General features: G+C 65.9%; 17 protein-coding genes. 7 read left to right on the top strand and 10 right to left on the bottom strand.

All coding sequences use genetic code 11. The features are described 5' to 3' along the window. Window positions 1-220 precede the first annotated feature (220 nt). The 6 genes from ACSC1P_RS06105 to ACSC1P_RS06080 form a co-directional block, all read right to left on the bottom strand. Window positions 221-2,341: a type B DNA-directed DNA polymerase gene (locus tag ACSC1P_RS06105; RefSeq protein ID WP_435359245.1), complete on the bottom strand. Its 2,121-nt coding sequence runs from the start codon at window positions 2,339-2,341 to the stop codon at window positions 221-223. Then, window positions 2,341-2,631 (bottom strand): DUF8156 family protein, encoded by a 291-nt coding sequence (locus ACSC1P_RS06100; RefSeq protein WP_435359244.1) that lies wholly within the window; start codon window positions 2,629-2,631, stop codon window positions 2,341-2,343. Before ACSC1P_RS06100 ends, ACSC1P_RS06105 begins: the two co-directional genes overlap by 1 nt. A gap of 1 nt (window position 2,632) precedes the next feature. Next, complete coding sequence (locus tag ACSC1P_RS06095; protein ID WP_435359243.1) at window positions 2,633-3,286, bottom strand: hypothetical protein; 654 nt, start codon at window positions 3,284-3,286, stop codon at window positions 2,633-2,635. Window positions 3,287-3,498: 212 nt separating this feature from the next. Beyond that, a complete protein-coding gene (locus ACSC1P_RS06090; protein WP_435359242.1) occupies window positions 3,499-4,233 on the bottom strand; it encodes a hypothetical protein in 735 nt (244 codons plus the stop codon). 181 nt (window positions 4,234-4,414) lie between these two features. Continuing rightward, window positions 4,415-5,206, bottom strand: coding sequence for a hypothetical protein (locus tag ACSC1P_RS06085; protein ID WP_435359241.1), 792 nt, complete (start codon window positions 5,204-5,206; stop codon window positions 4,415-4,417). Between the two features lie 81 nt (window positions 5,207-5,287). Further along, window positions 5,288-6,307 carry a Cdc6/Cdc18 family protein gene (locus ACSC1P_RS06080; RefSeq protein WP_435359240.1) on the bottom strand — a complete coding sequence of 340 codons (1,020 nt, stop codon included), beginning with the start codon at window positions 6,305-6,307 and terminating at the stop codon, window positions 5,288-5,290. A gap of 392 nt (window positions 6,308-6,699) precedes the next feature. On the opposite strand from ACSC1P_RS06080, the gene ACSC1P_RS06075 reads away from it, so the two are divergent. From ACSC1P_RS06075 to ACSC1P_RS06065, 3 genes are all read left to right on the top strand, one after another. Beyond that, window positions 6,700-7,575 carry a hypothetical protein gene (locus ACSC1P_RS06075; RefSeq protein ID WP_435359239.1) on the top strand — a complete coding sequence of 292 codons (876 nt, stop codon included), beginning with the start codon at window positions 6,700-6,702 and terminating at the stop codon, window positions 7,573-7,575. Between the two features lie 90 nt (window positions 7,576-7,665). After that, window positions 7,666-8,352: a DUF7504 family protein gene (locus ACSC1P_RS06070; protein ID WP_435359238.1), complete on the top strand. Its 687-nt coding sequence runs from the start codon at window positions 7,666-7,668 to the stop codon at window positions 8,350-8,352. Window positions 8,353-8,442: 90 nt separating this feature from the next. Beyond that, a complete protein-coding gene (locus tag ACSC1P_RS06065; RefSeq protein WP_435359237.1) occupies window positions 8,443-8,751 on the top strand; it encodes an amphi-Trp domain-containing protein in 309 nt (102 codons plus the stop codon). Window positions 8,752-8,797: 46 nt separating this feature from the next. Here ACSC1P_RS06065 and ACSC1P_RS06060 read toward each other — a convergent pair whose 3' ends face one another. After that, complete coding sequence (locus ACSC1P_RS06060) at window positions 8,798-10,570, bottom strand: ArnT family glycosyltransferase (protein ID WP_435359236.1); 1,773 nt, start codon at window positions 10,568-10,570, stop codon at window positions 8,798-8,800. Window positions 10,571-10,621: 51 nt separating this feature from the next. Then, complete coding sequence (locus ACSC1P_RS06055; protein WP_435359235.1) at window positions 10,622-12,052, bottom strand: arylsulfotransferase family protein; 1,431 nt, start codon at window positions 12,050-12,052, stop codon at window positions 10,622-10,624. Window positions 12,053-12,217: 165 nt separating this feature from the next. Between ACSC1P_RS06055 and ACSC1P_RS06050 the strand changes: the two genes are divergently transcribed. Genes ACSC1P_RS06050 through ACSC1P_RS06040 form a run of 3 tightly spaced genes read left to right on the top strand, consistent with a single transcriptional unit; the run spans window position 12,218 to window position 16,239 of the window. Then, on the top strand, window positions 12,218-13,612 hold the full coding sequence (locus ACSC1P_RS06050; protein WP_435359234.1) for a hypothetical protein: 1,395 nt from the start codon (window positions 12,218-12,220) through the stop codon (window positions 13,610-13,612). A gap of 4 nt (window positions 13,613-13,616) precedes the next feature. Continuing rightward, complete coding sequence (locus tag ACSC1P_RS06045) at window positions 13,617-15,416, top strand: ABC transporter substrate-binding protein (RefSeq protein ID WP_435359233.1); 1,800 nt, start codon at window positions 13,617-13,619, stop codon at window positions 15,414-15,416. Between the two features lie 22 nt (window positions 15,417-15,438). Next, entirely contained in the window at window positions 15,439-16,239 is an 801-nt protein-coding gene (locus tag ACSC1P_RS06040; protein WP_435359232.1) for a phosphatase PAP2 family protein, read from the top strand. On the opposite strand, the gene ACSC1P_RS06035 is transcribed toward ACSC1P_RS06040, so the two are convergent. Further along, window positions 16,236-16,706, bottom strand: a complete 471-nt coding sequence (locus ACSC1P_RS06035) for a hypothetical protein (RefSeq protein WP_435359231.1) — start codon at window positions 16,704-16,706, stop codon at window positions 16,236-16,238. The genes ACSC1P_RS06040 and ACSC1P_RS06035 overlap by 4 nt on opposite strands. A 348-nt stretch (window positions 16,707-17,054) precedes the next feature. Next, window positions 17,055-18,782: a dihydroxy-acid dehydratase gene (gene ilvD / locus ACSC1P_RS06030; RefSeq protein ID WP_435359230.1), complete on the bottom strand. Its 1,728-nt coding sequence runs from the start codon at window positions 18,780-18,782 to the stop codon at window positions 17,055-17,057. Window positions 18,783-19,206: 424 nt separating this feature from the next. Between ilvD and ACSC1P_RS06025 the strand changes: the two genes are divergently transcribed. Beyond that, complete coding sequence (locus ACSC1P_RS06025; protein ID WP_435359229.1) at window positions 19,207-20,163, top strand: glycosyltransferase; 957 nt, start codon at window positions 19,207-19,209, stop codon at window positions 20,161-20,163. Window positions 20,164-20,240 lie beyond the last annotated feature (77 nt).

The following is a 20,240-nucleotide window of genomic DNA, read 5'->3' as shown; positions in this document are numbered from 1 at the left end:
GACCGCCACCGCACAGCACCGCAGCCACACCCTCCCCAACCGACTCCTCACTCACCTTCGGTTCGTTCGTCGCCCCCTGTGGAAGCAAGCTTCCACAAGCCTTCCTTCACAATTTCACGAAGACCTCGCGCGACTACCGGGAGACACGCTCACGGTCGTTCGCGCGTCTCCCAAGCGCGCGCCAAGCCGGTTGTTGCGGTTCACGTCGCCCTTCTCCGGTTCACAGGAACGCCGATAGCGCGGCGTCCCGGCGTTCACGCAGGTAGCGCTGGATGTCGTCGCGGTCCCAGCCGAGCGGCGAGACGACGCTCTCGGCCGCCCGGAGCGCCAGTTCCGCGTAGTAGTCGGCGTCGTACTCGTCGGGGGCTTCGAAGTCGAGGCGGACGCGTTCGGCGTTTCTGGCTTCGTTCGCGACGACGACGTACCGGACCGCCTGCCCCGGGTTTCGGTCGACGCCGTGGCGCTCGTAGCGCTGGAGCGCGGCCGCGGTGTGGGTCGCCTGGTCGTAGTCGGCGAGTCGCTTGCCGGCGCGTTTCGTGACGACGAGCGATTCTGGGTCGACTCGGCCCGCCCGGAGGTCACAGAGGTGGACCCGCAGTCGGTCGATGACGGGGCCGGGTTCGCGCTGTTCGTCGAGCACGTCGACGAGGTCGCGCTGGCAGTCGGCGAGCCACTCCGGGGTCGAACGCTGGCGGGCCTCGATACCGCGCAGTTTCGTGTTCCCGTGTTCGGTTCGGCCGAAGTACTTGGTGAGTGCACCTGCGTTCGTCCCTCGACGCGGGACGAAGCAGACCCAGTCGTAGGCGGCCTCGTGTTCGAGTTCGATGCTGGTCTCCGCAGAGATTTCGGCGGCGAGTTCGTCGAGTGGCTGCTGCTCGCAGCCCTCCCGGGCGGTCACCCACAGTGAGTCGACGATGCCGTGGACGAGTCGCCAGCCGCCGGCTTCGAGGACGTCCTTCGCGTCGAGCAGTATCTCGCGGGCGATGGCGTTGATGGCCTCGTGACACTCAATGCGGCCGAACTTCGCGTTCCGGTAGCCCTGATAGCCGAAACAGGAGACGAGCACCCACTTGATGGCGGCCGACCGCGATTCGTCCGCGCTCGTGTCCTCGTCGGCTGCTGCCTCGCGGATTCGCCGTTTCGCCGCGGCTCGGTCGTCCAGCAACGGCTGGAGGACCTCGGGGAGGAAGCCGTCGTCGTCGCAGATGCTGTAGCCCAGTACGGGCACGTCCTCGCGCCCGTCGTGACAGGCACAGCCGACGGTCTCGGCGCTGATGTTGTGCTGGCAGATGACGTTCGGGTAGAGCGAGGCGAAGTCGAGTTCGTGCACGTCCTCGTGCAGGCCGACTTCGGGTGCGAGCGTGGTGCCGCCGCGGTCTGCCCGTTCCAGCGTTCGGGCGTCTTTGAACGTCTCCGGCTCCCACTTGTTCCACGGGACGAGGACCTTCCGGGCGTAGGCTTTCTTGGTCTGCATCGCGGTGAGGACGGTCCCGATGCTCGCCCAGCCCGTCTCCTGAATCGGTCGCCACGACTTTTCGACCATGTACTCGATGCCGGGGAAGCCCGCGGCGTTCCAGAGGAAGCTATTCCCGGTGACGAGGAGCGCCCGCCCCGGCACGTCGTACCGGGCGGCGGAGTAGCCGACCTGCCCGTAGCTCTCGTACGTGTTCTCCCCGGCGAGGCGGGTCCAGCCGGGCCGGCGGCCGAGATCGAGGTCGACGCCGCAGTCGGTCGCGGCGTCGTAGAGGGCCGGGACGAGGTCGCCGTGACTCACCAGCAACACGTCGGGGTCGACCCGGTCGAGTCGCCGCGCGAGCGTTCGCAAGGCGGCGGTGTCGGTCCCGCCGGCCGGTTCGTCCTCGATTCGCAGCGCGGCGAGGTCGCCGTGCGCCAGCGATTGGTCGTCGATGGCCAGCCGGAGCGTCCGCAACTCGTGCTCGGCCGGCGTCACTGGCGACGTGCCGGTTTCGAGGCAGTAGCGGAACTGCGGCGCGAAGTCGACGTTGTACAGCCGAAGTGTGCCGGGCGCGTACGACCCGCGCTCGTGGTGGTGGCGAATCTCGCGAGCGAGTGTTCGCACCTCGTCGACTCTGGCGCAGTCGATTCGCAGGACTGGACTCGGTTCGTCGGCGTGCAGGTCCAGGTGCCACGTGTTCGGGACGCGAACCGTCTCGACGACCTTCGGGTCGGCCGCGAGCGCAGCTTCGAGGTCGGCACGGGCTTCTGCCGGGCCGGCGACGTAGATAGTCGGGTGGTAGTCCTCGACTTCGACCGCGTCGACGCCATCAGCGGTCCGGTGCCACTCGACGACTCGGTCGTCGAGGAAGTCGACAGTGAACATCAGTCGGTCACCTCGTCGCTCTCGACTGTCGCCGTCTCTTCCGCCAGTTCGGTCAGTCGCTCGCGGAGTTCCCGAATCTCGGCTTCGTGCGAGACCAGCATCGACAGCAGCGCGTCGACCTCGTGGTCGGTCCCGTGCTGGTAGCCCGCGGCGTGAGCGTGGCCGTCGGCGCGTTCGAACAGGCGGTCGAAGTCGCCGCGGTACTGTCGCCGGAGTGCCCGGCGGAACGGCTGGTACCGGTCTTCGAAGTCCCGCAGGTGGTCGCGGTAGGTCGGGTTCGTGCGGCCCATCTTAGGCTACCCCCAGCAACTCCGCGACGCTCGGGTCGGCGTCGAGCGCGATGCCGGATTCGGTGACGGCCCCGCACAGGTCGACCCAGTACGGGATGGTCGTCTGCCAGCCACCGTCGACTGGGTACACTTCGGTTTCGAAGCTGTCACCCTCGTACCGGAAGCCGAACCGAGTCCGGGTACAGTTGAGTTCGCAGTCGGCGACGCGGGCGACGCGCTCGTACGAACCACCTCGAGCGGTCACGAGGACCGGCACGTCACAGGCGGTGGCGAGGTCGGCCAACACGGTGACACTGGCGTCGAGCAGTCGCGCCGATTCGGTCTCTGGCACGTCGTCGTCGCGGTAGAGCGCGCCGAGGTTCGGACAGACGACGAGGCTGGTCCGGGAATCGACCCGCCGAACGAGCTGGCGGACGAGTTCGTGGTGCTGATAGGCGGTGAACGCCCGGGCGACTTTCGTCCGGGCGAGGAGTCGGCGCGAGTCGGCGAGGTCGGCCAGTACCGCGACCGCGGCCGTGTTTCGAGCGTCGACCCAGTAGACTGGGCCGGTGTCGGTCGTCGCCGTCTCGACGACGAGTCGGTGCAGTGCGGTCGAGCGTTGGCCGGGCGTTTCGAGCAGGGTCACCCCGGTGTCCAGGGTCGGTCTGGGATCCATGCGAAGGGGGAGGTCGAGCTATCACAAAAGCTACAGAGTGTGCGTTCCGGAAGTTCCGGAAGTCCACGAACCGCCGAAAACGAGCGTTTCAGGGCCACGAAAAACCGGAACGGCCGCGTTCCGGAAAGGGGCCGGAAAGCGTTCCGGAAAAATTCCGGAAGTGATTCCGGCCGAGACGACGGCTCTCAGTTGGTCACTCGGTTCGGCGCCGCTCAGTAGTCGTCGTTCTGGGTCGACCCTGGACCGGGCCGGGGCCGTGGCCGCGGTTGCGGGCCGGGCTGCGGACGTGGTCGCGGTTGCGGGCCGGGCTGCGGACGCGGCCTCGGTTGCGGTCGCGGTTCTGGCCGCGGCCGTGGTCGTGGTTCAGGCTCTCCGCGACGCCGGCTGCAGATGTACGCGTTGAAGCGCTGGCTGTACCGGCAGTTGAACCGGTTCGCGTCCGGCCCGTACGGTCGTCTCCGGCAGACGTACGCGTTCAACCGACGGTTGTACTGGCAGCCGCGCATACCGGAACCACCGCCGCGGCGACGGCAGATGAACGCGTTGTAGCGCCGGCTGTACTCACACTGGAACCCTCTCGAATCAGGGCCGTACGGCCGTCTGCGGCAGACGTACGCGTTCAGCCGTGAGTTGTACCGGCAGCCGCGAATGCCCGTGCCACCGTCGTTGTCCCAGCCACCGCGGCAGATGTACGCGTTGAAGCGACGACTGTACTGGCAGCTAAACCCGCCGAACTCCGGGTCGATGGGGCGCTGCCGACAGATGTACGCGTCGAGTCGACTGTTGTACTGACACCCTTGCAACCCTGATCGTCGTTGCTGTGGCGACACCGGGTTCGAACCGCCTGCAGCCTCGGCGGCGACGACGCCGCTACCCAGCCCCAGACAGATACTCCCGACACCGATTGCTCGAACGAGGTCTCTCCTCGTGACGTTTCGTTGGTTCATGGCTCTGGAAGAGGTACTCCCCCTCACTGTGAGGTACGCGACTGGCGAGAATAGCCTCGCGGCGAAGTGGAGGTAACCCGGCAACCACCGAGTTCCTTTACGTTAGGTGAGTTCGTCCGGGTAGGTCAGATACGACGACGTATCCTCCGGAAGCCGTCGACGGCCGTTCGTCGACCCGACCCTACATCGCGCCAGCTGGCACGTTGTCGGTGACGTACAACGTGAGGTTGCTGGCGACCCACAGCGTGGTGACGAGGACGACGACCGCCCAGCGCGGGAGGTTGATACCACGGCGAGTGAGCAGTCGTCGGCGCGTCGGCGGGAGCGAAATCGTGCCTGCACTCGTCGCGAAGAGCCCAGAGATCGCCAGCCCGAGGCTCAGTTCCCCGACCCCGAACATGAACACGCTCACGCCGGTGAACAGCGCGAGTAGGCCGAACGCCCACGCGACGACGGTCGACAGGGTATCGAGCAGCCCCGAAAGGACGCCGAACAATCCGCCCGACGACGGTGCCGGGTCCTCCCAGTCGCCGGCGGTTTCGGTGACCTCCCGAATCGCCGCGAGGTCGGGTTCGCCGCAGTTCTGACAGACCGGGTGTTCGTGCTGGTGCAACTCGCCACACTCCTTGCAGAGGTACTGCACCGACGGGTCGGCCGGCTGCTGTTCGGTCACCGTCTGCTGGGTGTCGCCTGTCCCCCAGCCGGTGTCACTCGTGTCGCTCGTGGCGACCGACTCGAACCGGGAGTCGTCCCACTCCGACTGCGTTGATTCCTCGCGGTCCTGCCCGTGCCCACTGGCGGTGTCGCCACCGAACTCGTCGCTGGCGGCGGATTCGCCGCCGGTGGCGTCCCCGTCTGCACCCACGCGAACGAGTCGCTCACCGGCACAGCGGAGACAGGGCGGGTTGTACGACTCGTGTATGTGCCCACAACTGGCACAACGCCATTTGTTGTCGTCGTCCGCAGTGTCCATACCCGTAGCGTATGACCGCGGCACGACAAAGGTTCCGCCTGTGGCAGGTCGGTGCCGCGGGGCAGTTTCACCCGTCGCCAGTCACGGACTCGGCGCGGGTTCGACGACCCGGTACGTCCGGGCCCGGCCCTCGCCCGACTTGGCGAGCAGGTCGTACTCGCAGAGTTTGTTCAGGTGTTTTCGCCGGGTTCTGGCGACGTGTGGCTCGTCGACGCGCGACTCGTACGCCTCGTGAAGGGCCGCGCTCGCCACCTCGCCGCGGTCGTGGACGATTTCGTAGAGCACGCGCTGGTGGGCCGTGAGCTTCGAGAGCGTCTGGCGGCGAACGTCGTGTTCGGCCGCCGGGACCGCGCTCGTGACGTGTTCGGCGACGATACGTTCTGCCCCGCGCTCCTGTGCGGTCTGGGCGGCGGTTCGGAGGATGCCGATACCGAGGCGGGCGTCGCCGGCGGCCGCGTCGGCGATTCGCTCCAGTTGCTCGGTCGAGACGGCCTCGGGCTCGAAGCCGAGTCGGACCCGGTCGGAGAGGATAGCGACCAGTTGGTCGGTCGCGTACGGCGACATCCGGATGGTCGTACACGTGCGAAAGCGACTCTGGAGTCGTGGGTCGAGACTGGCGAGGAACTCCTCTTCCTGATTGGCGACGAGGACGAGCGAGACGGCCGGCAACTGGTAGAGGTCGTACAGCACGGCCGTGTCGCGCAACACGTCCACTTCGTCGAGGATGACGATTTGTGGCTCGCCGTGGTCGCGCAGTCGCCGGACGAGTTCGTCCACCGGCGTCGTCTGCCGGTGGAGGTCGGTCGTGTCGCCGACGTTTTCCAGTACGCGTTCGAGGACCGCGAATCGCGTCGAGTCGGTCCAGCAGTTGACGTACTGGGAGTCGACGTCGGGGACCTCGCGGCAGAACTGCTCGACGATGTACTGCGCAGAGCAGGTCTTGCCCGTCCCCGGCGGGCCGTGCAGGAAGGCGTTGCCCGGTCGGTCGTCGCCCTCGCCAACGGGCCGCAACGCCGTCGAGAGTTGGTTCAACTCGGCGTTGCGGTGGCGTACCTCCGAGGGAACCCACTCGTCGCGGAGGACCCGGGGGTCCGTAATCATCGGGCGGTCGTTCTCACCGGAACACCGTAAGTCACTCGCTGGCCGTGGTTTCTGTACTGAATCTTGCGAAGGCTACAAGTAGTTGTTTAGTTGGCACTTCGGGTGAGTGGCTGTCGTCGCTGTGACTGCTGGCGTCGACGAGCAAGCCGCGAATCACGACAGTCTATGACCGCACCGCACCTCCCCCGCTCCCCGCGTCCACAACCTCCCCAACCGACTCCTCACGCGACGAACCTCTGGTTCGACTCGCTCGTCGTCCCTCGCGCGATGCCGACTCGCGACCTTCGCATTTGCTCAGGTACGCTCGCCAGCGCGCGCCAGTGTGTCTGTGAAACCACCACACGCGACAGTGATGCTCGAGTGTCACGTTGGGCAATTCTGCCATCAAGTACTTGGCTGAGCAACACAACCCGTCGCTCGTGCACTTCGATTCGGGAACCGCATACGTTGACGCCGGGGTGGGCGTGAACGAAGACGTTGCGACACTGACGAACGACGCGGCGTGGGTGTTAGACGGCGCGACGGGATTGACTGACGAACAGTATACGCCGTGTGAAACGGACGCGACGTGGTACGTCAAGCAGGTGGACGCCTACCTCCGGGCGCACGCCTGCGACGACGCACCGCTGACCGAGATTCTGCGCGACTGTGTCGAACACGTCGCCGCCGAGTTCGCCGCGCTGGTCGACGACCCAGATGCGGTCGACGCGGCGGACGAGCCATCGGCAGCCATCGCCCTCGTTCGGTGGGACGAGGAGGGTGTCGAGTTCGTCGTCCTCGGCGACGCGAGCTTCGTGGTTCGGCGCGGGCGCGAGTTCGACGCGACGTTCGGGCAGGGACCGCGACACATGGACGAGTCGGCGCTGATACAACTGGAGCGACGGAAGACTGCAGACGGAAAGACCCACGCCGAGGCGTTCGAGGCCATCCTGCCGACCCTCGAGACGATGCGCCGGGCGAAGAACACACTCGATGGCTACTGGACGCTGAGTCTCGACCCCGACGCGGTCGACCACGCTCGCTCGGGCGAGCGACCCGGTGTGAGCGACTGCTGTCTGTTCACGGATGGGTTCGAACCGCTGGTCCGCCCCTACGACGTGTTCAGGGACTGGGGGAAGGCAAGCGCGTTCATCCGACAGGAGGGACCGGCTGCGGCGATGGACCGCATCCGGACCATCGAGCGAAACGACCCCGAGTGCGAGCAGCATCCGCGGTTCAAACAGTACGACGACGCGGCGGTCGTCTCGGTGTCCTTCGACGCGCAGTGAGGCCGGATGGTGGCCGAACGAGCAGTGACTCACCGACAGTGCTAAGACGCTGAGCAGTCCTCTATCTAACAGCTTCGACCGAGGCAAGACGTGTCATCGACGCATCGATTCACCGACGTTCTCTCAGACGAGACGCTCGCGCGCCACCGGAACCTGTTGGTCGCCGGGCCGAGTCCCGAAACCGTCCGAACCGTCCCGAGTCGCCTCCTCGACAGAGCGGCTGAACCGGGCGACGGTGCCGTCCTCGTCACGACACGCGACGCCCCGAGGACCGTCCTCGACCGGATGAGTCGTGCGGCGACGACGCTCGGGCGCGACCGCCTCGGCGTCGTCGACTGTACGCCGACGCACGACGTGGTCAGGTCGTCGCCGCGTGACCTCCACTGGAGCGTCCCGTCGCCGACCGACCTGACTGGGACGAGTATGGCCGTCCACGAGTGTCTGGAGACGTTGTGGAAGCGCGACGTCGACAGACGACATCTCGTGTTCGACTCGCTGTCGACGTTGCTCGTCTCGGCCGACTCGGAGACGGTCACTCGCTACGCCCACCAGTTGCTCTTGCTGTCGGAATCGCGCGAAGCGTGTACGTTGTTTCCCATCTACACGAACGTCACCGACGGGACCGACTTCGAACGCCTCAAACACCTGTTCGACGGCATGATTCGGGTTCGCCGTCGCAACGGCCAGCGCCAGGTCCGCTGTGTGGGAATCGATGGCGCGCCGACCGGTTGGATGACGCTCGCTTCGACGTCATCGCCGTCGAGTGCCGACGCGTGAGTACCGGCCCAGAAACGGCTGACTCGGCCGGTCAACTCGGTAAATTGAGACACGCGCTGGCTTATATGTGAATGAGGACTAGGTAATCACGTGGTTGAAATCGAAACCGAGGAGCAAAAGTCCCGGGCCGAAATCGCCGCGTGTCTCCGCGTACTGGCCGACCAGTTCGAGCGCGACGGTGAAGTTCGTCTCGTCCTCGGGGGAGAAACCGTCACGTTCGACCCGACCGAGACGTTGACCGTCCGACTGGAGACCGAGTCGGACTGGTCCCCGCGCTCGGCGCGGGTATACCGGCGTGTCGGGTTCGACCTCGAATGGATACAGGACACGGCTCACGACAATCGAGTAAACGTCGTACCGACCAGCGAACTACCGAACTCTGAACACAACGTCCGATAAACCGGGTGACTGACTGACGTTGTGGCGTTTTAGTGGCTTTCCCTGACTATTGTGGAGTCGACACTACGGGCAGTGATGAGTCGTGGAGACTCGTCCGAGACCGACGCGGACGGTCTGCCGTCGGCCGAGTGGGCGAGTCGTCGGCCGGTGCGCGTAGGTTCTCGATGGCCAGTGCAGCGGACTGCTCGACACGGTCGGTGCCTGCCGCGGCGTCGTCGCTGACAGTCACCTTCACGATGAGCACGCCGTCGTTCTCGTACACCTTCTGGTAGCGGTCGCTCTGCTCCAGTGAGTGCACCATTCCCGAGGACTGCTGGTGCGACATCCCGCGGACGGTGTAGTGGCCCTTCGGGACGTAGATGTACTCCGGGTTGTGCCCAGAGTCCTCGAGTTGGCTGGTGATACAGGCTGCCCGGTTACAGGTCGACGTGTCGCGGAACATATTCAGGTGGTGTTCGTACTGGGCGGGCGTGGTCCACTCGACGCCCCACGGGCCGACGAGGATGGTCCGGTCGGTGTACAGCGGGAACCACTCCGCGGCGTCACCCAACACGACGAAGTCCTCTCCTTCGACGGTGTTCGCCGCGGCCCACTCCATCGCGTCGACGTCGTGCTCGTCGACGAATGCCGGTTGCGAGGGGGAGCCAGCGTGGGCGTCGACGGCCCCGGCCGCGTAGGCCGACCCGGCGACGAGAGCCGAGAGCGCGACGAGTCCGACGATGACGAACGAGAGGGTTGCGCGCCAGTCGGGCATGGCGTAGTCGTCCACCCGGTCGGCGAGGCGCGGCGCGAGTTCGAAGACGAGAATCGCGATGAGCAGGCTCGCCGCGAGGAACTGGAAGCGGAGTTTCCCGAGAACGTACGCCGAGACGAACAGCCAGACGGGAAGGAAGAACCGACGCTTCACGAGTGCGTACAGGCTGCCAGCGTACGCTGCGAGGAAGAACGGCGTCTCGACGTTCTTGTCCGTAATCGGCTGGACGAACTCGTCGTACAGCCGGCCCGTGCCGCCGCCGAGGCCCGAGTGGGTGCCCGCTGCGCCCGTGAACACGTCGAACCCGTGCGTGCCGGCGACGGTGAGCCACCACGGCGCGGTGACGAGGACGCCGCCGAGTGCGACCACCGCGCCGTGGACGAGACCACGGGACGTCCGGTCGAAGGCGGCGTACAGCAGCAGGTAGTTCAGCCCGAAGCAGACCGCGTAGGTCGGGTGCGTCAGGATGGTGAGCGAGAACAGGCCGAGTGCCGGACCGAGCCAGCGCAGGTCGTCGTGGCGGAACAGTTGAATCCCGGCGTAGACGCCCGTGACGACGAGGAAGAACGCCGGCGCGCGGTTGAGTCCACCAGCGGAGAGGTGCCACTGGAGCACCGGCGGCGCGACGGCGAAGATGAGCGTGGCGAACGCTGCGCGTCGGTCGGTCGCGAGGAACTCACGAGCGACGTAGAAGTACGGGACGACCGTCGCGATGACGACGAGTCCGGGGAAGATCGTGGCGAACAGCATCGCGTCGACCCCGGTGAGGTCACGGACGACTGCCGTGAGGTAGAACATCAGTGGCGGATACGCGGCCGGGACGCCACCCTCGGTGTAGCCCGGTACCGTCGCGGGCAGTGCGTAGCCGTTCGCGCTGATGGTGTCCGCGATTTCGACGTACAGGCCGGCGCCGAATGCCGGATACGGGTGGGTCGCCAGATAGCTGACGTAGACGACGATAGCTGCCAGTAGCGGGATGGCGAGCCACGTTCGCTGACTGAGCGAAACGGTCGCCAGTCGTGTGCCGATGCGGTTCGTGCGGGATTCGTGCGAGCGGTGTGCCATACGGAGCGGGGTGGGGTGGGGTTGCGAGGTTGCGAAGCAACCGCGACGGTGTCAGTCGCGGTGGAGTCTGAGGGGACTGTGCAGCGAGACGCTGTAGGGTGCCCAGTACAGTTCGAGTGGGACCCAGACGAGCAGTACGACGATGGCGAGTAGGCTGGCGAGTATCTCCGCCGGGCCCATCCAGAGCGGTTTGACGTACGAGACCGCCTGCGACACCTTCGACGGCATGACGTCCTTGATGCCGCCCCAGATGCTGGCGAAGACGCCGCTCTCGCCGCCGGTGCCGCTGTTGGCGCTGGCGCCGGCGATGTTCCCGGCACTCGCGGAGACGTTCCCGTCCGAGTCGTCCTCGGTTCGGGACTCGCCGTTCAGCGACTGCATGCTCTGGCCGCCGGTACTCTCGTCACCGGTGCCGAGGCGCTCTGACTCGTACGGGAACGCGATGTCGACGCTCCAGACGATGTTGCCGTTCTGGTCGACTTCGAGGACGCGATTACCGTTCGAGTCGGTGATGAGTGTGTTCCCGTTCGGGAGGCGGTCGCCGTCGCGGGGCCACTGGAGTCGCGCGTCGGTGTAGCGCCAGCTTTCGGTCCAGTTGCCGTCCTCACCGCGCTGGTACTCGATGATGCGGTTGTTCTCGGAGTCGGCGACGATGGCGGCCGGCCCGCCGTTCGACTCGTTGATGTAGTCCGGGTTGTGCTGTTCGTAGATGGTGTCGTGGTCGCCGTCTTCGCCGAGCGTCATGTTCTCGACGAGGCCGGTCTCGCGGTCGAGGAAGACGACCTGGTCCTGATTACGCAGACTGGCCATCAGCGTCCCGTTTTCGAGGACTTCCACGTCGTTGACGTGCGTCCAGTCTTCGGGGTAGGGACCGCCGCCGGAGAGCGGGTAGTCGGCCTGGGCGTCCCACGACCACTCGACGAGTTCCGTGCTCGTGTTCACGACGAACACGCGGTCTTTGGCGATGTCGGCGATGGCGTACTCCGTCTCGGAGATGCGGTCGCCGTCGTGCCACCGGGTCGAGTGTTTGCCCGGCGTTACTCGCGAGTATATGTCTGTTACTTCGCCGGTCGTGAGGTTGACGCGCTCGATACCGTTCTCGGTACAGACGGTTTCGGCGTCACACGCTTCGGGCGTGAGATGGTCTGCGTACAGGTACTCGACGGTTGCGTTCGTTCCCTCGACCGGGTCAACGTCCCAGTACCGAGTGTGCGAATCGTTGTAGTACATGACGCTCCCGTTGGGTGCGAACGCGACGAGCTCGGCGCGCGAGCGGGGACCACCGCTCGCATCCCCGAGCCAACTGTTGGAATCCGTTGCAACGACGGTTATTCCGTCACGTGGCTCGGCAGCCGACACGTTTGCGTCGGCCGTCGCGAGGTCTGTCTCGGTGTCCGCAGTCACCAGTCCGAACGTTACAGTCGCCACAGAGAGCAGCAAGGCTGCTCCGAGGACGATACGGAGGGCTCGTCTCGACGGCATCTATATGACTAGACGCGCGCGCCGGGGTTTACTATAGAGTCGATAACATCGGGAGAAACGAAAGTCGATGGGCGTGATGGAGGCATTGTAGAGGGGTGGGTCGGGACGGACCTAACACTTAACCCCTACATAATTATCCCCCTCCCACTGGTAGACTGCGAACAGATGACAGGGTCATCGCGTGTCTCCCGCAGCCGGTTAGTGTTGCTGCTCGCGCTGCTGGTGGCTGTCGCGATGGTTAGCTTCGATAGCGGGTCGACCGCGAACTCGGACGAGTACAAGTCCCCCGACGACGTGAAGCTCGTGACGGTCCACGAGGACGGCCAGAACGCCCTGTGGCCCTACACGAGTCGGTCACAACGCTTCGAGACGCTCACGCTGCCGTTGAACGTACTGGTCCACGAAGACCCCGACCTCGTTCAGGCGATGTTGACACGGCAACTCCCGGACGCGACCGTCGACGAGGCCTCGAACGAGAGCGTGCTGCCGGCGCTCGACGGCGCAGCGTGGGACGCGACCCACGGTGCGACCCGCTACACGTACGTCCGGCAACTGGACGACGGAACCGGTACCTGGGCCGAAGAGTACAGCCAACTCCACGTCGGGTCCTACCTCGGCAGCCGGCAGCACGTCCGCCTGTACGAGGTGCCGACCGACGGGGCGGGCGCGACCGCGATTCAGGCCCACAACGAACACTGGGACTGGTTTCGACTGCGCCACACCGTCGGCAGCACCGCCGCCGGACAGGTGTACGTCGAACAGCAGTTCTACGGCGTTCCGACGGTCGAGCGCGTGAGCCGCGAACGATTCGCCAACGGCGGCATCCTCGACTCGGACGGCTGGGTCACCGTCGTCGATGTGCGAGACGGCAGCGTCCCACCCATCGGTGTCGACGCGACCGGCAACCAGCAGTCGGTGGTCGCCACCGACCAGCCAGCAGGTGTCCGTGACGGGCCAGCCCAGTCGACCGACAGTCACGGTGCGTGGTCGCTGTTCGTCCTCACGGGCGCGACGCTCGGACTGGGCATGGCCACCGACGAACTCGACGAGTTACAGACCGGACTGGGAGACCTCCAGCAGGAAGCGACCGACGCGCTCGAACAGTTCCGTGCCGAGTGGAGCGTCACTCGCAACCACGTCTTCCTGTTCGGAACGCTGGCCGTATTTCCGCTGGCCGTCCGGGCTGGCAGCGTCACTGTCGAGACGTGGCAACTCGTCGAGAACCCAAAGTACATCGCCGCCGTTTTTTACCCCCTGCTGGTACTGGGTATACCCATATGTGCGTACCACTTCGCGGCCGGACTCGGGTTCGCCGAGAGTGCCCTCGTCGCAGCACTTGGGCTCCTCACTGGCGTCGTCCTCGACTACGGCCACATGGGAATCGCGGTGATTCCCCGGTACGTTATCGTCCAGCGACTGGCCCTCGTGGTCGCACTCACCGCCGTCGCAGCGGCCGGCAGCGTCCGGCACGAACGGCACTGGCGCGCGAACGAACTCCTCGCTGCTGGGGTGGTCTGCTGGACCGCCGCGGTAGTGTGGCCACTCCTCGATTTCCTCTGAATCCATGCAGAACCCGTTCACCTCCCCTCCATCGGTAGACTCGGCGGTCAGTCGTCGTCGCGTACTCGCCGGCCTCGCAACTGCGGGTGCCGCGTCGAGCGCCGGCTGTGCGAAGCAAGCACACTCGATGCTCAACCGGTCCGACCCGAGTCAGGTATCGCTCACCGTCAAGACCGTCCCAGCCGACGACGACCCGGTTGCGACGCGAATGGCGCGCTATCTGGCGACGCGACTCCAACACGTGGGTATCGACGCCTCGGTCGAACTGATGCGTCGCGAGAACCTGCTCATCGACGTGTTGTTCAAGCAGTCGTTCGACTGCTACGTCTGGCGATTCCCACCGATCACTGACCCGGACGCGCTCTGGTCACTGTTGCACTCGAAGTTCGTCGTCGAACCGGGGTGGCAGAACCCCTTCGGCTACTCGACCCTCGGTGTCGACGACCTGCTCGACCGACAGCGTCGCCTCACTGGTTCGCGACGCGGGTCCGTGCTCGCGACGCTGCAACAGCGGCTCGCGCGCTCGCTCCCGTTCGTCCCCATCGCGTTCCCGAACCAGGTCCGGGCGGTGCGAAACGAGCGCGTCCACTACGAGAGCGACGGGCTCCTCCACTCGCCGGTCGGCTACTGTACCCTCGACGCCGGAGACGCCGCCGGCGGTGACACCCTGACGGCGACGCTCGACGACGGCCGGCCGACGGAGAACCTCAACCCGATCGCGACCGAGTACCGTGGCGACTGGGTCGTTCCGAGTCTGTTGTACGACTCGCTCGCACGCGAGGTCGGCGGACAGTTCCGTCCGTGGCTCGCCGACAGCATCGACTGGCAACAGAACTCGGCGGCCGGGACGCCGACCGCTATCGTCACCCTCCGCGACGAGTGCGCGTGGCACGACGGCGAACCGGTGACGGCCGAGGACGTGGCGTTCACCTACGAGTTCCTACAGGACACGTCGCTCGGTCGCATGGAGAGTCCACTGCCGGCACCCGCGTTCCGCGGCCGAGTCAGCCTCGTCGAGTCGGCGTCGGCGATCGGCGACTCGCAGGTCCGCCTGTCGTTCGGTGAGTGCAGTCCGCGCGTCGCCTGGCGCGCACTGACCGTCCCGGTCCTCCCGAAACACGACTGGGAACGCGCGAGCGAGCAAGCGAACGTTCCGGGCGTCCAGAACGGTCCCGTGACGCGAGCACTCGTCCGCGAGAACATGAACCCGGTCGGCAGTGGCCCGCTTCGCTACGAGTCGCACGCCACCCGGAATTCACTCACGCTCTCGCGCAACGACGACCACTTCCTGCACCGGGAGGACCGTACTGGCCTCCCCGACCGCGTCGACGGGTTCGACTTCGAGAAACTCCACTTCCGGGTGGTCCCCTCTACGGCCGTCGCACGCCGACTCGTCCTCCGCGGCGAGGCCGACGTGTCTGCGACGTCGCTGTCGGCTGAGGCGGTCGAACCAGTCGGCGGTGCAGCCGACGTGCGACTCCGCGTCACTAACTCGCCGTCGCCGTACCACGTCGGCTTCGACGTGCGCTCGGCTCCGTTCAGTAACATCCGCTTCCGACAGGCGGTCGCCGCGTTGCTCGACCGGTCGTACATCGTCGACGAGTTCATGGGCGGCTTCGCCCAACCGACGGTGAGTCCGCTCCCGATGGACCAACTGGTCCCGAAATCGCTCCAGTGGTCTGGCACCGACCCGAACTTCCCGTTCCCGGGCGAGGACGGCGAACTGAACGTCGAGCGAGCGAAGCAGGCGTTCGTCGACGCCGGCTATCGCTACTCCAACAACGGGGCGTTGCTCTCACGATGACGGGGCGGGCGGGTGAGCCACGATGAGTCTCCTCGCCGTCACGGGGAGCGTCTTGCTCGGCACGCTGTTGCTGTACGTCGTCGTCGGCGTCGTCCTGCTCGACCGACGGTCACTGGACGTCGCACGCGGCGGGATTCGGACGAAAGTTCGCGAGTTAGTGCCCTACCTCGTCGTGCTCGGCGTCGTCTTGCTCGTCAATCGGGTCGCCCGTGAAGCCGGTCCCGACCTCTCGTGGGTCATCGGCTGGAACGTCACCGACGAACTGTACGCCGTCGAGGGAACGCTCGTCGCCACCGTCCAGTCCATCCAGACACCGTGGCTCACTAGCTACTTCTCGTTCATCTACCTGCCGGGCTACGTGTTCTTGCTCACGTTCCCCGTCGTCCTCTACGTCGCACTGCGCGACCCGCGCCCGCTCAAAGAGACCATCCTCTCGTACACGCTGAACTACTCCATCGGGCTGGTCTGTTACATCCTGTTCATCTCGTACGGGCCGCGGAACATGCTCCCGGACATGGTCGACCCGCTGCTGTACTCGACGTATCCGGACACCCAGCTACTCACCGGCGAGGTGAACTCGAACTCGAACGTGTTCCCGTCGCTGCACGCGTCGATGTCGGTGACGGCGGCGACGCTCGCGATTCGGCATCGGGACGGCTACCCCCGCTGGGCGTGGATGAGCGTCTTCGGCGCGGTGAGCGTCTGTGTGGCGACGATGTACCTCGGCATCCACTGGGCGACGGACGTGGCTGCGGGTGTCGTACTGGGTGTCGGGAGTGTCGTGTTGGCGGCGCGTGTGGTCGACTGGGAAGAAGCCCGCTAATCGTCGTCGCGCCAGGAATCGTCGGCCGTACACTGGTCCGGGCCGATTCCGGAGGCGTAGGCGACGCTGTCGTCACGTTCGACCGAGACGAGCGCCCGAACACAGCCGTCTTTCGCCGTGAGTTGGTCGCTGGTGAGCTCGTGTGCGGTCGATTCGTCGTCGAGTCGTGCCCGGATTACCCAGTGGCCAGCGACCGACTCGAAGTCCGGCGGGGCGACGTTCGCGTTGTAGATTTGCTCGTCGGTTCGGCCGCGAACGGGAATCGATTCTTCGAACTGGCGCTCGTCGTCGCGGGACAGTTCGAGGTGGAGCGTATGTGCTGTCTCGCTCTCGTTCTTCAGGTACACTTCAGTCAGTCTGACCGACTCTGGCGCGTCGTCACCGCCGCCGAGACAGCCTGCGAGTGTGGCGGTGGCCGTCGCTGCTGCGGCGCTCGTGAGGAGGGCACGCCGCGATAGTTGTCGCATGCTGCCGTGTCAGATGAGTGTCGTGGAAGTAAGCTTTCTCTCGGTCGCGATTCTCAGTCGTCGTCCCAGTTCAGGCGGTGGAGAGCGTCGTCGCAGTTCACAAGATAGAGAAACAGGTCACGAATGCTGGTGCACATGACCGCAGCCACGTCCTCCCCAACCGATTCGACGCACCGCAAGCGGCGCGTCTCATCCCTCGCGCGGCTACGGTTCGCGGTCTCACTGCGCGAGGAACGCTCACCAGCGTGAGAGCAGGCTCTCACTGGCCATCAGAATCGCAGAGCGATTCTGAGACAGCGCGCGCCAAACCGGCTGTGAAACCTCCCATCGAACAGAAAGGACCCGAACTCAGTCCCGTTTCACGGCCGGGTTCGTCACCGCACCGTTCGCGGCGGACCCGAAGTCGCGGCCGTACTTCGCCAGCACGCCGGAGGTGTACGCCGGTTCTGGCTCGTCGCGAGCGTCCAGCCGTTCCTCGATTTCGTCGTCCGAGAGGTCGACCGAGAGTTCTCGGTTCGGGATGTCCACAGTCACGACATCCCCGTCTTCCAGCGCGCCGATTGGCCCGCCGACGTAGGACTCGGGGGCGACGTGGCCGACCATCGGGCCGCGGGTCGCGCCGGAGAACCGGCCGTCTGTGAGCAGCGCCACGTCGTCTTCGTGGCCCGCGCCGACGACGGCCGCGGTGACGCCGAGCATTTCGCGCATGCCGGGGCCGCCGCGGGGTCCTTCGTTCCGAATCGCGATGACGTCACCCGATTCGATGTGGCCTTCCTGCACGTACTGCATCGCCTCCTCTTCGTTCTCGAAGACGCGAACCGGGCCTTCGTGGTGGAAGTTGTCCTCGCCGGTGACCTTGAGGACCGCGCCGTCGGGTGCCAGATTCCCGGTCAGAATCTTGATTGCGCCCTCCTCGTGGAGCGGGTCGTCGGTCGGGTAGAGGAAGTCCACGTCGATGGCTTCGTCGTCGGGGAGGTCACCCTCGCGTTCGAGGTGGGTGATTTCCTCGGCCATCGTTCGACCGGTCACGGTCATGGCGTCGCCGTGGAGGTAGCCGCCGTCGAGCAGTCGGCGCAGCACGACCGGCACGCCGCCGACCTCGTGCAGGTCGTTCATGACGCGCGTGCCGCCGGGTTGCAGGTCGGCGATTTTGGGCGTCCGATGGCTGATTTCGTCGAACTCCTCGATGGAGAGGTCGATGCCTGCCTCGGCCGCGAGCGCGAGCAGGTGGAGTACGGCGTTCGTCGAGCCGCCGATGGCGACCTGCAGCATGATGGCGTTCTCGAAGGACTCCTTCGAGAGGATGTCCGATGGCTTGCGGTCTGCTTCGACCACGTCGAGCGCGAGTTCGCCGGCGCGCTCGGCGACCTCGTAGCGTTCGTCGGACTCGGCGGGCGGGCTGGCGCTTCCGAGTGGGGCCATGCCGAGCGTCTCGGCGATGGAGGCCATCGTGTTCGCGGTGAACATGCCGCCACAGGAGCCAGCGCCGGGGCAGGCGTGGCGTTCGAGGTCGTCGAGTTCGTCCTCGGTCATCTCGCCGGAGGCGACCGCGCCGACGCCCTCGAAGACGTTCTGGACCGTGACTTCGCGGCCCTCGTGCTCGCCAGGCATGATGGACCCGCCGTAGAGGAAGACGCTCGGGAGGTCGGTCCGGATGGAGGCCATCAACATCCCGGGCAGATTCTTGTCACAGCCCGCGACGGTCACCAGTGCGTCGACGCGCTCGCCGAAGGAGACGAGTTCGACGGAGTCGGCGATGACTTCGCGCGAGATGAGGCTGGCTTTCATCCCCTCGGTCCCCATCGAGATGGCGTCGGAGATGGTGATGGTGCCGAACTCGATGGGCATGCCGTCTGCCGCTTCGATGCCGTTGATGGCCGCGTCGGCCACGTCGTCTAAGTGGACGTTGCAGGGCGTCACGTCGGCTGCCGGGTTCGCCACGCCGATCATCGGCGACGAGAGGTCGGCGTCGTCGTAGCCCATCGCGCGGAACATCGCCCGGTGCGGGGCGCGTTCTGGTCCCTCTGTCACCTCGCGGCTTCGGAGGTGTTCGGGTTTCTCGTGTCGGTCGCTCATGTGCGGGAGGTGGCCACGCTGGGTCATAAGTCCCCCCGACGGGACAGATGTTGCTGGCGATTCGATAGGTGCGCAGTGATTCTCGCCGAGCCGCTGTACTACATGGCCGAGACGTTTCCACAGTCGTGGCAGTTGGTGGAACAGTTGGCTATCAGTCCACTAACGCCGATGGAAGATACCGCAGTCACACCCTCCCCATCCGACTCGTCGTCAGAAATCGCAGGTTTCTGCCTCCTCGCCCCTCGCGCGAGTTCTCCTCACGGCCTTCGCGTTCGCTCAGGCACGTTCGCAAGCGCGCGCCAGACCGGGTGGGTAGGAATCGACGTAAGCACCGACAAAATCCCCACACTGCGCGGGGATATGACGCACCGAACTTGCCTCGGAATTCAAAAACTTCTTGCGCACCGCGAAGTGACGTTCCTCCATGGACCCCGTCGTCGCCGTCGCCCACTATCCCGAAGGAGCAGGCCACGCCACACGGATGCTCGCCGTGGCGCAGGCCCTCGAAGACGAAGGTGTGACGGTTCACCTCGCCGGAGGCGGCCCCGGCCAGAAGTTCGTCGAACTGCAGGGCTACGAGGAGTTCGTTCCCGCGGTCGTGGACTACATCGGTGACTATCAGGACGGTGGTAACTTACTGCGCGTCCTCACGCACAGCGTCCCGATGAGTGGCAAGCGCGTCTTCGACTACGTGGGCTGGCTGCGCCGACTCGAACCCGACGCCATCGTCACCGACGACATGTTCGCGGCGATGGCCGCCGCCATCACCGACACGCCGCTGCACGTGCTCACGCACAACTCGCCGCACTTCTACGACGCGGTCGTCGAAGAGCTGTTCACGTGGCTACTCACGAAGTTCCAGTTGAACGCGGGCGAGCAATTCCTCTACCCTGCTGTGTGGCCGCCGTGTGAAGACGACCCCGTCGGTGTCTCACACATTCCGCCCATCGCCCTCGAAGGCGACGGCGAGGCCGACCCAGACCCGACCGATGCACTGCTCGTCCCGAGTCACTACTCCGCCTGCTTCGACGAACTGGAAGCACGCCTCGAAGCCGACGGCCACGACGTGACCCGTGTCGGGGGTGACGACTGGGACGCCGTCCCGGCGATGCTCCCACACCTCCGCGCCGCCGACGTGGTCGTCTGCTCGGGCTACTCGACCGTGATGGAAGCGGCCGTCGCTGGTACCCCGTGCGTCATCTGGCCCTTCACCGACGAACAACACGGCGTCTCGCGAGTCATCGAGAAACAGGGTATCTGTGGCTTTCAGGTCGAGCACTCGGTGCCCCACGTCGCCCGCGCAGTGAAGCAACCGCCGGAAGCACCCGAGTTCGAGAACGGCGACGAAGTCGCGGCCAAGCACATCCTGCGACACCTCTGAGCGCGGCGTCGGTAGTCGCTACGGGACAGAGGACAGCGCCACGGCTACCGACACCGGACACCGTTGCCACCGCCGCA

The sequence above is a fragment of the Haloarchaeobius caseinilyticus genome, assembly GCF_051207395.1.
GTDB lineage: Archaea > Halobacteriota > Halobacteria > Halobacteriales > Natrialbaceae > Haloarchaeobius.
Note: the sequence above shows the minus strand (reverse complement) of the source record. Positions and strands in the feature narration are given on the sequence as shown.